Genomic DNA, 14,012 nt, shown 5'->3' with positions numbered 1-14,012 from the left:
GGTCAGGACAGCGCGGAGCCTCTTCCGCATCGAGCGGCTGACAGAATATGCGTCGAGTGGCGACATGCGGACGACTGAGTGTCGAGCGTTTTCATACGCACAGGGAGGGCAGGGCGCAGTTGTAAAAAAACTGTGCAGAACGTACAAAGTGCGCCCACGAAATCCTCTCTGGAGCGTCACTGTCGATGACCACTTCGATCCGACCGGCAAGCGGCCTGTCTCGCCGTCTGCTGCCGTTGAGCATGGCTTTCGCTTCGCCATGGCTCGCCGCTCAGGAAGCGGAACCGTTGACGCTGGATGCGGTGGAGGTCTCAGGCGATGCGTTGTCGGTTTATCAGGCGGACAGTGCCTCGGTCGGTGGCTTCAATGAGCAGCCGTTGCGTGACACGCCCGCTTCGATTTCCGTATTCGGCGAAGCTCGCCTGAAGGATCAGCAGGCAAAGCTGCTCAGCGAGGTCCTGCGCAACGACGCCTCGGTGGGGGATAGCTACGCCCCGGTGGGCTATTACGAAAACTTTGTCGTGCGGGGTTTTTCCCTCAACGCCGCCAACAGTTACCGGATCAATGGCCGCAGCATCACCGGCGAGCAGAACGTCGCGCTGGAGAACAAGGAACAGGTCGAACTCCTCAAGGGACTGTCCGGCTTGCAGAGTGGCGTTTCGGAACCCGCAGGGGTGGTCAATTACAAAACCAAGCGACCGCAAGACGTGCGCTCGGTGACGGTCTCCACCAACGAGCACGGAGAACGCTACATCGCCACCGATGTCGGCGGCTGGTTCGGCAGCGAAAAGCAGTTCGGCCTGCGCGCCAATGTCGCCCACGAGGATATCCGCTCCTACGTCGAGCACGCCGATGGTCAGCGAGACTTCGCCTCCCTGGCCTTCGACTGGAACATCGACGATCGGTCTACCTTGCAGTTGGATGTCGAGTACCAGGCCAAGGAACAGCGTTCGGTACCCGGCTATCAACTGATCGGCGGTACGGAGCTGCCTCACGACGCCTCACCGCGAAAGCTGCTGGGGTATCAACGTTGGTCGAATCCGGTGGGGATCGACTCGCTCAACCTGAGCGGTCGTTACGAATACCGGTTCAGCGATGACTGGAAGGCCAGCCTCAGCGCCTCGCGCAGCCGTGTGGTGATCGATGATTACAGTGCCTTCGCCTATGGGTGTTACTACCAGTCAGATTGCCCGGCCACACCGGTTACCGGGCATTTCAACACGGACGGCGGTTACGACATCTACGACTTCCGCAGCCCCGACGACACCCGTCGCAACGATGAAGTCGAAGCCACGATGACCGGCCTCTTCAAGACCGGTGGGCTTGAGCACGAGGTGACGTTCGGTACCAGTGCCTGGCGTAGAACCGTTGATACCCGGCCTTATTTCAGCGAGTACGTTGGATCGGGGAACATCGGGCAACCGCCGCCGACGTTTGCACCGTCGGAGCGTCCGGCAGGGCATACCGAAAGGCGTCTGGACAGCCGCCAATACGGGCTGTTCCTCACTGACAGCATTCGCTTCGACGAGCACTGGCAGACCGTGCTCGGCGGCCGGCAGGTGCGCCTTGATGAAAAAGCCTACAACGAAGATGGCAGTGGCAATCGCCACACCGAGCGTTCCATTTTTCTCCCCCAAGCGGCGCTGATCTACAAACCGGTGGACGACCTTTCGCTGTACACCCAATACAGCAAAGGGATTTCTCAAGGGGGCACGGCATCGGTATTCGATACCAACGCCACTGAAATTCTCGCGCCGACGCTTTCCCGCCAGTTGGAGGCAGGCGTCAAATACGACTGGCGCCGCATGAGCTTTACCGCTGCGCTGTTTAAAACCCGACAGGCTTATCAATATTCGAAGCCGGGTGATTACGGTTCCCTCACCTTCGTGCAGCAAGGTCAGCAAAAGAACACCGGGCTGGAGCTCAGCGCCAACGGTTGGCTCACCTCGCAGTTGCAGATCGCTGCCAGCGTCGCAGCGATCAAGGCGCGGGTGGAAAACAGTGGCACCGCAGCTTATGAAGACCATCAAGCGATCAATGTGCCCAAATACCGCGGCAGCCTGTCGGCGGACTACAGCCTGCCGATTCCAGGTTTGGCGTTACTGGGCGGCATGCAATACAGCGCCAGCAAATACGCCAACCGCGAAGGTTCGGTCAAAGTCGATGACTACACGGTGTTCAATGCAGGCAGTCGTTACACCACTCGCATCGACGGCTACGACACCGTATTTCGCCTGACCGTCGACAACCTGTTCGATAAACGCTACTGGCGCGACGTCGGCGAATACCTGGGCGACGATTACCTGTTCCTCGGCGCGCCACGCACCGCGCGGCTTTCGGCGACGGTGAGCTTTTGAGTGACGCGTTTCAGTGCTCGTGTGCAAGCTGTTGTGAGGCGAGCCTGCTCGCCCAGGCGCTTATTCGTTCTTGGGCATTTCACGAAAAGCAGGGCCACACACCTGCCGACTGCAGCATGCTTCGCACCTTCCGGCCACGCGTGGAAAGGCGCATTCTGTCGTGTCGGCGTTTATAGGTCGTGCACGAACAAAGGTGTTCGTGCGGATGCTTCTGGCGGAAACGCAACATGATCCAACTCAAACCAGGCTCTGTTTCTGACATCCCCAATCTGTGGTCGCTGCGCACGCGGGCAGTGCGACAGTTGTGTGCCGGTCACTATTCGCCCGAACAGATCGAGGCATGGAGCGAGTCGCCGCCCCCGCAATCCTATCTACGCTTGCTTGCTACCCACTGCGCCTTGATCGCCGAAGAAGACGGGCAACGTCTGGGCTACGGTATTCTGGATCGACAGACGGGCGAGGTGATCGCTCTGTTCGTCGAGCCTGTGCAAGCGGGCAAGGGCATAGGCAGGCGTTTGATGGAAGGCTTGGAGGGCATCGCCGCCGAGGAGCATTTCACCCGGCTCCACCTCTACGCTTCGTTGAATGCCGCCGACTTTTATCGCGCGATGGGATTCGTCGCGATACGGGACGAACATTATGAACACCCCAGTGGCATCTTTCTGCGTAGCCTGTACATGGAGCGCGAATTGTCGACGACGTCTCTGCACTGACAGCGGTTCGTGGCTGGCGACGCGTTTGCCGAACAGTGGCGTCAACAACGCTGGCATCGGCAACCGTTGGCTTGCTAACGTGGGCAGGCCACTCGACTGGGGAATCGGGCCATGCCAGCACAGTACCCGTTGCAACGCCGCCTTGAGGATGGAAGGCCCTTGCTCATCACAGGGCCTGCGCAGTCGGCTCTCGATGACCGGCTGCACCGTTACCGCGAAGGGCAGTTGTGGGCTGTTCGACAGGGTGTAATCACCGCTGAACTGGATACGGGCAGTTGGGTCGTCCCTGCTCGGCGCATCGGCTGGATTCCCCCGGGGGTGGCCCATGCAGCGCGCGTCCATAATGCTGCTACCGGTTGCATGATCTACCTGCGTCCCGATCTGTGCCCGTTGTTTCCGACAACCCCGACGGTGTTCGACATGACGCCTCTGTCCGGCGCGCTTCTGGAACGTATTGCGCAATGGTGCGAGCAGCCTGGCGAACTCTCTGCGCCCCAGAACCGGCAGCTGGATGTCCTGTTCGACGAATTGAAGATATCTCCCGCTCAGCCGCTGTTTTTACCCATGCCGAGCAGCCCCCATTTGGTGGGCATGACGCTGACCATCGTCGCGGACCCGGCCGACAAGACCAGCCTCGACGACTGGGCACGACGCGTGGGAATGTCGCGGCGCGGTCTGACCCGGCATTTTCGGGCAGAAACCGGTATGTCGTTGGTGCAATGGCGAATCGTCGCGCGGATGAAGCGAGCGTTGGAGTTGTTGGCCCACGGCGATAGCGTCAACCGCGTGGCGCAACGTCTGGGCTATGACAGCGTCAGCACCTTCATCACAGCCTTCAGCGCGCAGTTCGGGGCCACGCCCGGCACATATGCCCTGTGATATGACCTGACTCCGGTTGTCTGTCAGCCGCCCGCATGGCGCCAGCTTTGCTATCCTGCGCGCCTTTGCCGCACCTGGCGGCTTTTTTCATCTGCCAAATGGGGTCGTCCATGACAGCCATTCTTCGACCACGTCCACAACCGATCGGCCGCGGGGATTACAAGACCCTCGGCCTGGCGGCACTGGGCGGGGCGCTGGAAATCTACGATTTCATCATTTTCGTGTTTTTTGCGCTGACCCTGAGCCAACTGTTCTTTCCTCCGGACATGCCCGAGTGGCTGCGACTTTTACAAAGCTTCGGAATATTCGTCACCGGCTACTTGGCGCGTCCGCTGGGCGGCATCCTCATGGCGCATTTCGCCGACAGGCTGGGTCGCAAAAGGATGTTCAGCCTGAGCATCATGATGATGGCCTTGCCGTGCCTGCTGATCGGCCTGATGCCCACCTATGCTGAAATCGGGTATTGGGCACCGCTGGCGCTGCTGGGGCTGCGCGTGCTGCAAGGCGCAGCGGTCGGCGGCGAAGTGCCAAGCGCTTGGGTTTTCGTCGCCGAGCATGCGCCAAAGGGCCATCGTGGCTACGCATTGGGCGTGCTGCAGGCTGGTTTGACGTTCGGCTATCTGATCGGCGCCTTGACGGCGACCTGGTTGGCCAAGGTCTTCAGCCACGCGGAAATCCTCGATTACGCCTGGCGCATTCCGTTTCTCCTCGGCGGGGTCTTTGGCGTGGTCGGCGTATGGCTGCGTCGCTGGTTGAACGAGACGCCGGTGTTCATGGCCCTTCATGCCCAGCGGGAGGGGACGATCGAACTGCCGTTGCGCGCCGTGCTTCGCCGACACCGTCAATCGCTGCTGCCGGCCGCCTTGCTGACCTGCGTGCTGACATCAGCAGTAGTCACCTTGGTGGTCATTACCCCTACGGTGATGCAACAGCGATTTGGCATGAGCCCCAGTGACACCTTCGCCCTGAGCAGCGTCGGCATCGTATTCCTGAATATCGGGTGTGTAATGGCGGGACGGCTGGTGGACCGCATCGGGGCCTGGCGCGGCGTCGTACTGTATAGCGTGCTACTGCCGCTAGGTGTGGGCCTGTTGTACGCCAGCCTGGTGATCCAGTGGCTCCCGGTCGGGCTGGCGTACGCAGTGGCGGGGCTGGCCTGCGGCATTGTCGGCGTGGTGCCCTCGGTGATGGTCGGTTTGTTCCCTGCGAACATCCGCGTGTCCGGTATTTCGCTGACCTATAACGTCAGCTATGCCCTCTGGGCCAGCACCACGCCGCTGGCGCTGATCGCCTTGATGCCATGGAGCCCATGGGTTTGCGTGGGTTACTGCGCGATCATGGGCGCCGTGGGTCTACTGACCGCAATGTTCTTCGGCGTGCGTAAGCGGATGCAGGTCGACGACGGATTGCCTGCCGGGTGCGGGAACTGATCGCCAGGGCGTCCTTTAGTGACGCCCTGGGCGAGACTGCCCTGGTAACGCAAAAATATTCGGTCAGGCCACACCTTTATACGCCGTCAGCCATTTCCTTTTTTGTGCCGCGCGACTTGCGCTGTTTCAGGGGGGGTGGTCGCTTTTTGCCAGGGTTGGATGGGTTCAGTTCGCTTCGCTATTCATTACCAATCAATTGTAACGAGTGATTGTAATTAGCATTCACTGCGTTTATCGTCGTCGCCCCAAACACGAACCCATCACTTCACGCGCATGTGTTGCGTAAATCGTTATTCGCGGTATGGCGTATTCGTGTCTGCAATAAAAGGGGTGATTCCAGCGTAGAAGTTTTTCTGTTTACGTGTAGGAATAGTTACCTGCTGCAGCGTTCTGACGGGCTGAACATCAGAATGTGAGCGGCGAGTTTGAACGCTGAAAAGAAGTGCTCGTCAACACCCTTTCGGTCCGACGGGCACCTAACACCATGGAGGGTCATCAGGAGCGATGGAGGCTCGTCAATGCAAGAGCGAGAGCATACGCGCAAGCGTCCCGGGCGCACCACGCCGCGAGAGTTTGAAGTGTTGAAACTGGTGCTGCTGGGCTACAGCAACAAGGACATTGCCCAACAACTGGGTATCAGTGATTACACCGCTCGCGATCATGTATCGGCATTACTGAAGAAGAACCAAGTAAAGAACCGCGCGCAGCTGATCGCCTTGCACGTTTCTGGCTCACGTAAGAAAAAACTGGAACACCCCTACATTTGACGGATTGTCTCGCAAGTACTTTGCGCATAATGTGGGTATTTAAACCTTAAATATATTTTTAAAGGGGTATGTATAAGTCGACATGCCTGCCGGATGCTTTGCTGACATTTAAACGCGGTCTTAAAGTCCGTACGGGTGCTGTCGGGCAGCGGCACAGCTCACCGGTCAAAAAGAGGGTCGTCGAGTTATTCGCATGGCCGGACGGTAACCGGCTGTCATTGATCGAGGCGTGCCTCGGTCGCCTGATGCTGCGCCGTTATTCAGGATTCACCCAACTACAAGGAAAGACACGATGACAACCGGTAAACCGCTCCACGATCCCCGTCTGAGCGTCGAGCCCCATTGCCCTGTCGATGAAGACCCGGTCACGGGGGGCTTTCACAGTCTGGTGCACGAGCAGGCGTCGTATGGCATCGCCAATCTCATCGAGTTGCATCGACGGTGGATGGGGCCGCGAGGATTGTTCGCCACGTTTGATACTGAAATCGAACGGATGGGGCGCCAAGCACCGAGCCTTCAGGACATGCAATCTCTCGAATGTCCCGAGCGCGCGCAGGCCGCGGAAAGGGCGCTGGCTTTCGCTCTCGGCAAAAGCCAGCGCAGAGTCGATACCCCGAATCCCCTGGGTGGGTTTTCGAGAGAGGCATTGTGCTGCATCGCATTCGGCGCGGATTCGGGGTACACGTTGGTGGAGCGCTACACCGCCTATGAGGCCATTCGCGAGTATGATTCGGCGTTTTTCATCAAGCTGATTGCGACCACGCGCGGCGTATCGGAACGGCGTATCGTCTTCCGCGGCCTGCTTGAGCACTATGATCGTTTGACACCGTTGGAAAAGTGCATCTTTCCGGTGGGCTACCGTGCGGTCCAAGCGGCGCATCTGGAACGCGAGGAGGCTGTGAATGGCAAGTGGATGTTCGAGGACGACGTCGCCACATTGCTCGAAAAGCTGTCGCCTTTGGAATTGCTGAAACAGGTCATGGCGTCTGCGGCTCCTCGGCAGGAGTCACATAAAATGCCGTCTATGCCCTAGGCGTGCTGACCCCCTGCGCCCCATTGTCCGCCGGTTCAAGCGCCTTACCGTGAGGCTGAGCTGCCCATCTGTCGTGGTCGATTTACCTGCAATCTGTCTATGGACGGGCGGGCAGCGTTTGGCTGAAATGCATCTGTGTACCGGAATGCCACCGGGTAAGCCACTTCAGCCGATACCGAGTAGGACCGCCAATGCCCGAACTCTCTAACCTAGTCGCGTTTTCCCTGATTTCGCTGGGTATGGTCCTGACACCTGGGCCGAACATGATCTATGTGATCTCGCGCTCCATCTCGCAAGGCCGTAGGGCGGGTTTGATCTCCCTTTGCGGTGTGGGCATTGGCTTTCTCTTCTACATGCTGTGTGCCGCGTTCGGCATCACCGGCTTGGTGATGGCCGTCCCCTATGCTTACGACACACTGCGTGCAGCGGGGGCGCTGTATCTGCTGTACCTGGCCTGGCAAGCCGCCAGACCGGGTGGTCGTTCGCCCTTTCAGGTCAGAGACCTGCCGAAGGACAGCAACCGTCAGTTGTTCCTGATGGGCCTGCTGACCAATCTGTTCAACCCCAAGGTTGCCGTACTCTACCTCTCGTTACTGCCTCAGTTCATCACAGTCGGGAACGGTACCAGCGTGCTCAGCCAATCTCTGGTGTTGGGTAGCGCGCAGATTGGCGTCAGCTTGACTGTCAATGCGATGGTTGCGCTGGCTGCGGGGTCCATCGCTGCATTTCTCACCACCAAGCCGACCTGGGCCAATGTTCAACGTTGGATCATGGGGACCGTACTGTTCGGGTTTGCGGTGCGCATGGCGGCGGAAGGGCGCAGATAGCGCGCTGCGTCCACCGTTGAAAAGCAGCAGGCGTCACTTGCTTCCAGTTACCGCCTTGACCAACGCCCCGTGTGCCTTGGCGTCTTTTGCCAGCGAGATGACGTTGACCATTGCCGTCCGTGTGCCTGATGCAGCGGCGACGGTCGTGCTCAGGACCTTGCCGCCGTCGACGCTGCCTGAAATATCCAACTGACGCAGGCCGAGGCGTTTTCTGACAAGCTTCTTTTCCCCAAGTTTGGCGAAGTCCTTATAGCTAGACTGCTGTTGGATAAGGGTTTCAGCAATGATGGTGTCCAGTGTTTCCGTATCGTTCGACGACGCCGTCTTGCCATCGGGCAACGGCGTTTCGGTGATGATAACCACGCGCTTGGCGGGCCTGTTCATGTACAGCGAGCCGGTGACGCCCGCCGCCTTGGCTTTGTCGTCAATCTCCTCCATCGGCCCTTTGACATAGTCTTTGGGCAGGTATAACACGAACTTGCCGCCGAGCATCGAGACTTTCTGCCCGCTGGGTTTTGCGGGGGTGGTTTTTTTAGCGGTGTGAGTGCTTTTGGTCGATTTGACAGGGTGCTTGGTATCGGTAGCCGCCTGCGCCCCCAGGACGCCCAGTGCCAACGCCAGGGCGGTACAAGTCAAGGCCGATCTCAACGTGAACGAGGGCATGCCTACCTCTCAAATGCGACTTCCGAAATGGGTGAGCATTCTGCCTTAAGGGGGACGCTGGGGGTAGGTTGAAGCCAGGGTGGTCTTGCCAGAGATCCGGTGCAGGCGCATCCAACCCTTGGTGTCATTGCGCCGACGTGTATGCGAACCCTGTTAGGAGGCCAAAAAAAAGCCGCTAAGGAAGCGGCTGAAGTTGGGAGCTTGCAGGGTTGTATCAGGAGCAGAGACGCAACCCCACGATGAAACAACGACAGAAACAACAGAGGCTGGAGGCCTGATACAGGTCAAGTGTGGTTTGCATTCTCCGCTTGAGGGGGTGAGGTGGATGCTTGCTGGCTGTTGTCCCGGCCTTTGGCGAGTGCGGCCATAGCCTCCTCGCGTCGCTCGACGTTTGCATGAAGCGCGTCGTTGCGCGCTACGAAAGCGGGGGACTCTTCCGCGAGAACAATGGGCGACGCCATTAAAGAAGAAACAGCCAGTGCGCTGATAATGCCGAGGGTCTTGAACATTTGAATCAACCTTCTTGCGAGAGCAAGTTCGATTTGGTGAGGCCACTGTAAAAAGTCAATGGTCTCGAATCAAATGAAACCCCGTTAAATATTGATTAGCGAAAATGTTATGCAAATGAAAGGGAATTAAATGGTCTTTATAGGGGCGAAGATCGGGCGAATGCCTCGACACTTCGGAAACTCAGTGCAACCCCAGAAGTTTCCGCCAGCATTGGCACCGGTACGCGCGGTCTTTATCACCATCGTTTTGCGGCAAAACGGGCAGGCCGGTGCTTTCACAAGGGTGGGCGACTCAGTCGCGGGTGGTCGGATGACGGGTTCGCTCGCCTTTGGCGTTACATCAACAGGCTCCACACGCTCGGCGATTACCTCAACAGTGGGGCGCGGTTCGGGCTTTCTCGTCTGTACCATCCACTGCTTTAGCTCGGCACCATCCACTAACTGCACATTGCGCCCCGAGGCAAATTCCTGCGCTTGTTTGGTGAACTTCCCGCTCGTCACCACAAAACCGCCGACAGCACCTTCAGCCGCCATCGCACCGTATAACTCACGCACCACCGGCACGCCCACCTGAACGGAACGCCAATGCTTGCATTGCACCAAATAGGTCTCACCGTCCTTGCGAGCAACCAGATCAACGCCGCCGTCCGGGCCTTGTCCGCCGATCTCCTGCACCTTGAAACCCCGACGCCGCAACGCCTCGCCCACCAACAACTCAAACTCACGCCAAGAGAGGCTCAGCAACGCATTGCCGCTGGCAGCGGCTGTGGTGTCCAGCAGTTTTCGGCGTTTGTGTGCGTTCCAAAGCGAAGCTACAGCGCCACAAGCAAACACCAACGGCACGAAAAATTGCCCGAACGTTGCCATGCCGCGAAACGCAGACGTCGCGATGGCCACTTCGGCATGTCGGGGATCGAACGTCGCCGGCAGGGGCGCGCTGGCGATCGAATGCAGCCAGACCGCGAATAGCATCGAGAGGAGGGCGCTGATCCACCAAGGCAACTTGCTGACGAGAGAAATGAGCGCTTCTAAACCTGAATTTTTCCTGGCCATATCCGTGGTCCGCTCATCATCCTGTTGTAAAAATTGAAGTACGAGCACCTAGGCACCGCAAGAGGCGCGCTTGCTCGCGACAATGCTGCGTGATCGAGTTGTTTGGCGTATTACTGATCCCTGTCAGGCCAGAACGAAGCGTCTGTGAGACCGTTGCTTAATCGGTTCGAGAAAGGCGTCATAGTGTACGCTGAAAAGATACTTTGGTGGCTCAATGATGCCATAGTAGAAGCGTGTGGCAATATTCATCGACACACTACGGAGCAGCCATTTTCCTGACGTGCCTGACGCTCTGGGTGCCACTGACTCATTCCACCCTTATTCATGCTGTCCTTCGATAGAGCATCGTGCTTCATCTAGCCGTTCGACGTCGTGTCATGCTTCGCTTCGGGTTGCGGATCTGTGCCTTGCTCGTCGCATCTTGTCAGCGTCGTAGGCGTCTCTGCGTAGGACATGTCTGGATAGAAGGTAAGGGCTGTCTAATTCTGCCCTAACCACATGACTGGGCCCTAAGAATTGGCTCAGAATCCGGCGCCTCACCATGGCAGGGGCATGTCTGATGGAACAGGAAAGAAGCCAATACTACGGTCGCTTTAACCGGAGGTTTCAAACCACTCGGGTGGTGGTCTTGCGGGAAAACCGACACCAGCTGAGATCCCTCAATGTTTCCGATGTCGGCAAAATCAACCAGGCCATTCGCGACCCATTGGTTTCGCTCTACGACCGCATGCTTGCTCAGGATCGGCCGTGTGAAATGATCATCTCGGTCTCTGATCCGCTTACGCGAAAGCAGGCGGACTTATTCAACGACAGTAATGCATCTTTGACTCTTGCGGCTACTGCTCTAGGCCGTATGGCGTTTCCGGCGGGGTCAGGATTGAAGGATGCGGCGGGCTTTGCTTCTGGATTCAGCGTTGGCTCTGTATTGAGTAGACGTCACGCCGGAGACATCATTATCGCGCTGCAGCTCAAATAAATGGCGGTATCGGGCCCAATCCTCGGCAATGTCCCTCCTGATCGAGGCTCAGGGTGGAGTGACGATTGAATGACTGCCCCTATGCTTTTCGGGGTCTGTATGACGGTTCACTGGCTACTCGTATTCAAGCTCAAGCCTTGCATGGTGAGAAAGTGCGTGGGGTTGGTGTTTATATGCATTGGGGCGTTTGCGCTGTTCAAGCTCTCAGACTATAGCGAGGCCCAGTTCACGGTCCTTGTCGCGCTTACCTCATCGGGGCTCGCGCTGTTATTTGGTCGTGATCGCTCTAGAAAAGCAGAAGGTGAATCCTGATGCTTTTTCTTCTGATTACAATCCTATTCAGCGTCGCCTATTGCGTTCTCAACTGCAAACTCATACGCCGACGTCCGCGCAAATGGACGGGAGCTGCTCTCATAGCGGTGGGCTCCATATCGACCTATTCGCTCGACTCACATATGGAAGAAATGTTCATTTGGGGCTTTGTCGCAGCGTGGTGTATCGGGCTGGAGCTGTACTTCAACTGCGATAAATACAAAGGCTACTATTGGTAGCACCAGACTCAACTCGCCAAATCCAGCGGCAGATCGCTAATATACTCTGATCGTCCCCACGCTCCGCGTGGGAACGCAGCCTCTGACGCTCTGCGTCCACTAATACCACCGCTGCACCTCAATAAGCCCCGCCTGCTCCTGATAATCTCTAGCACTCGAATACCTCCAGTGCTCCCCGAGATCGACATACCCTCGCTTCACAGGGTTGTGGTGGATGTAATCGAGCTTTTGCCTCATTACGCTTTCGCTATACACCAACTCCGCGTGCGTCCCTTCCTGCCAGACCTGATACACACGGTCGACCTTGTGCGCGCGCTTGGCGAAGCGCAGTCGTTGGAGCGTGCTTTCGGCGTGTGCAGTTTCCAGATGGTCGAGGATGTGTCGGGCTGTGAAGGATTTGAAGCGGGCGACTGATTTCGCGAGGTCTGGGGATTGGGCGAGGTAGTGCAGGTGGTTTTCGAGGACTACGTAGCCGTAAAGCCTGAGGCCTTGGTTAGCCTGTTAATACCGCCACGTGTTCAGCACGATTTCAACGAGGGTGGGTCGGGTGAAGAGGGGCAGCCATTCGACGATGGTGCACGTGAGAAAGTGGGGTTTGTCGACTTCGGTGAGGGCATAGCGGCTTCGGGCCATGGCTCTTCCTTAATGTGAGGCTGGGCGCGGAGCGTTGAGGCTATTTGAGGTTTTGCAGGTTAGGGAGCGAATTAGCGTATCGAGGTGCTTCGGTGAGGCGACGCGGAGCGTCTATGGCTGCATTCCCACGCGGAACGTGGGAACGATCAGTGGACTGTCAGTAATGATCGTTACCACGCTCCGCGTGGGAATGCAGCTTCTGACGCTCTGCGTCCGCTCCTTCATCGCAAACGAAAAGGGCCACCCTCGCTGGCAGCCCCTTTCATTTCAAACCGTCGAAGCAAGATCAAATCAATCCCAGCTCAACGCCCCACCGGTCTGATACTCAATCACTCGCGTCTCAAAAAAGTTCTTCTCTTTCTTCAAGTCCATGATCTCGCTCATCCACGGGAACGGGTTGGTGGTCCCTGGGTACTCTTCCTTCAAGCCAATCTGCGACAGGCGACGGTTGGCGATGAATTTGAGGTAGTCCTCCATCATCGCCGCGTTCATGCCCAATACGCCGCGGGGCATGGTGTCGCGGGCGTATTCGATCTCCAACTGGGTGCCTTGCAGGATCATTTGCGAGGCTTCTTCCTTCAACTCAGCGTCCCACAGGTGCGGGTTTTCGATTTTGATCTGGTTGATCACGTCGATGCCGAAGTTCAGGTGCATGGATTCGTCGCGCAGGATGTATTGGAACTGTTCTGCGACACCGGTCATTTTGTTGCGGCGGCCCATGGAGAGGATCTGGGTGAAGCCGCAGTAGAAGAAGATGCCTTCCAGCACGCAGTAATAGGCGATCAGGTTGCGCAGCAGTTCTTTGTCGGTCTCGACGGTGCCGGTGTTGAATTCCGGGTCGGAGATGGCGCGGGTGTATTTGAGGCCCCAGGCGGCCTTTTTCGCGACCGACGGGATCTCGTGGTACATGTTGAAGATTTCGCCTTCGTCCATGCCCAGCGACTCGATGCAGTACTGGTAGGCGTGGGTGTGGATCGCTTCCTCGAAGGCCTGGCGCAGGATGTACTGGCGGCATTCTGGGTTGGTGATCAGGCGGTACACGGCCAGCGCGAGGTTGTTGGCGACCAGCGAGTCGGCGGTGGAGAAGAAGCCCAAGTTGCGCATGACGATGCGGCGTTCGTCGTCGGTCAGGCCTTCCGGGTTTTTCCAGAGGGCGATGTCGGCGGTCATGTTGACTTCTTGCGGCATCCAGTGGTTTGCGCAGCCGTCGAGGTATTTTTGCCAGGCCCAGTCGTACTTGAACGGTACGAGTTGGTTGAGGTCGGCGCGGCAGTTGATCATGCGCTTTTCGTCGACGGCAACGCGGGCGGCGGAGCCTTCGAGTTCGGCCAGACCTTCGGCGATGTCGAGTTTGTCCAGCGCGGCTTTGGCGCGGGCGACGGCGGCGGAGTCGTTGGCGCTGACGGCGCGTGCTTCCAGGGCTGCGGCACCACCGGCGCTGTCGAGTTTGTCCATGGCCGCTTCGGCGGCGTGGCCTGTGTTGGCACCTTTGACGGGTTCCGCGGCGTCTTCTTTGTCGAATTCGTCCCAGCTCAGCATGACGTTGAGTCTCCTGCGTGAGGGTCAGTGCTCATGACTGACCTGATGGATCTTGAGTGTTGGTTGCGTATCAGGCGTTGCA

12 protein-coding genes and 1 pseudogene are annotated in these 14,012 nt (G+C 58.0%); 8 read left to right on the top strand and 5 right to left on the bottom strand.

All coding sequences use genetic code 11. The features are described 5' to 3' along the window. Positions 1–185 precede the first annotated feature (185 nt). From DBP26_RS00875 to DBP26_RS00845, 7 genes are all read left to right on the top strand, one after another. A complete protein-coding gene (locus DBP26_RS00875) occupies positions 186–2,357 on the top strand; it encodes a TonB-dependent siderophore receptor (protein ID WP_108235718.1) in 2,172 nt (723 codons plus the stop codon). 227 nt (positions 2,358–2,584) lie between these two features. After that, complete coding sequence (locus DBP26_RS00870; RefSeq protein WP_108235717.1) at positions 2,585–3,070, top strand: GNAT family N-acetyltransferase; 486 nt, start codon at positions 2,585–2,587, stop codon at positions 3,068–3,070. Between the two features lie 111 nt (positions 3,071–3,181). Beyond that, positions 3,182–3,949 carry a helix-turn-helix transcriptional regulator gene (locus DBP26_RS00865; RefSeq protein ID WP_108235716.1) on the top strand — a complete coding sequence of 256 codons (768 nt, stop codon included), beginning with the start codon at positions 3,182–3,184 and terminating at the stop codon, positions 3,947–3,949. 110 nt (positions 3,950–4,059) lie between these two features. After that, positions 4,060–5,379: an MFS transporter gene (locus tag DBP26_RS00860; RefSeq protein ID WP_108235715.1), complete on the top strand. Its 1,320-nt coding sequence runs from the start codon at positions 4,060–4,062 to the stop codon at positions 5,377–5,379. A gap of 518 nt (positions 5,380–5,897) precedes the next feature. Beyond that, positions 5,898–6,146: a LuxR C-terminal-related transcriptional regulator gene (locus tag DBP26_RS00855; RefSeq protein ID WP_108235714.1), complete on the top strand. Its 249-nt coding sequence runs from the start codon at positions 5,898–5,900 to the stop codon at positions 6,144–6,146. Positions 6,147–6,438: 292 nt separating this feature from the next. Continuing rightward, entirely contained in the window at positions 6,439–7,179 is a 741-nt protein-coding gene (locus DBP26_RS00850) for a hypothetical protein (RefSeq protein WP_108235713.1), read from the top strand. A 191-nt stretch (positions 7,180–7,370) separates the two neighbouring features. Further along, positions 7,371–8,006, top strand: a complete 636-nt coding sequence (locus DBP26_RS00845; protein WP_108235712.1) for a LysE family translocator — start codon at positions 7,371–7,373, stop codon at positions 8,004–8,006. Between the two features lie 33 nt (positions 8,007–8,039). Here DBP26_RS00845 and DBP26_RS00840 read toward each other — a convergent pair whose 3' ends face one another. From DBP26_RS00840 to DBP26_RS00830, 3 genes are all read right to left on the bottom strand, one after another. Next, entirely contained in the window at positions 8,040–8,669 is a 630-nt protein-coding gene (locus DBP26_RS00840) for a polyribonucleotide nucleotidyltransferase (protein WP_108235711.1), read from the bottom strand. Positions 8,670–8,953: 284 nt separating this feature from the next. Then, positions 8,954–9,178, bottom strand: a complete 225-nt coding sequence (locus tag DBP26_RS26915) for a hypothetical protein (RefSeq protein WP_158541387.1) — start codon at positions 9,176–9,178, stop codon at positions 8,954–8,956. Positions 9,179–9,304: 126 nt separating this feature from the next. Next, a complete protein-coding gene (locus tag DBP26_RS00830; protein WP_256600414.1) occupies positions 9,305–10,279 on the bottom strand; it encodes a restriction endonuclease in 975 nt (324 codons plus the stop codon). A 511-nt stretch (positions 10,280–10,790) separates the two neighbouring features. Here DBP26_RS00830 and DBP26_RS00825 point away from each other — a divergent pair. Next, positions 10,791–11,207, top strand: a complete 417-nt coding sequence (locus DBP26_RS00825; protein WP_108235708.1) for a hypothetical protein — start codon at positions 10,791–10,793, stop codon at positions 11,205–11,207. Between the two features lie 650 nt (positions 11,208–11,857). Here DBP26_RS00825 and DBP26_RS00810 read toward each other — a convergent pair. Then, positions 11,858–12,391, bottom strand: a pseudogene (locus DBP26_RS00810) (transposase). A gap of 291 nt (positions 12,392–12,682) precedes the next feature. Then, complete coding sequence (locus DBP26_RS00805; protein WP_108235705.1) at positions 12,683–13,930, bottom strand: ribonucleotide-diphosphate reductase subunit beta; 1,248 nt, start codon at positions 13,928–13,930, stop codon at positions 12,683–12,685. Between the last annotated feature and the right edge of the window lie 82 nt (positions 13,931–14,012).

Source organism: Pseudomonas sp. RIT409 (genome assembly GCF_003052515.2).
Lineage (GTDB): Bacteria > Pseudomonadota > Gammaproteobacteria > Pseudomonadales > Pseudomonadaceae > Aquipseudomonas.
This window is presented reverse-complemented; position numbering and strand designations above follow the sequence as displayed.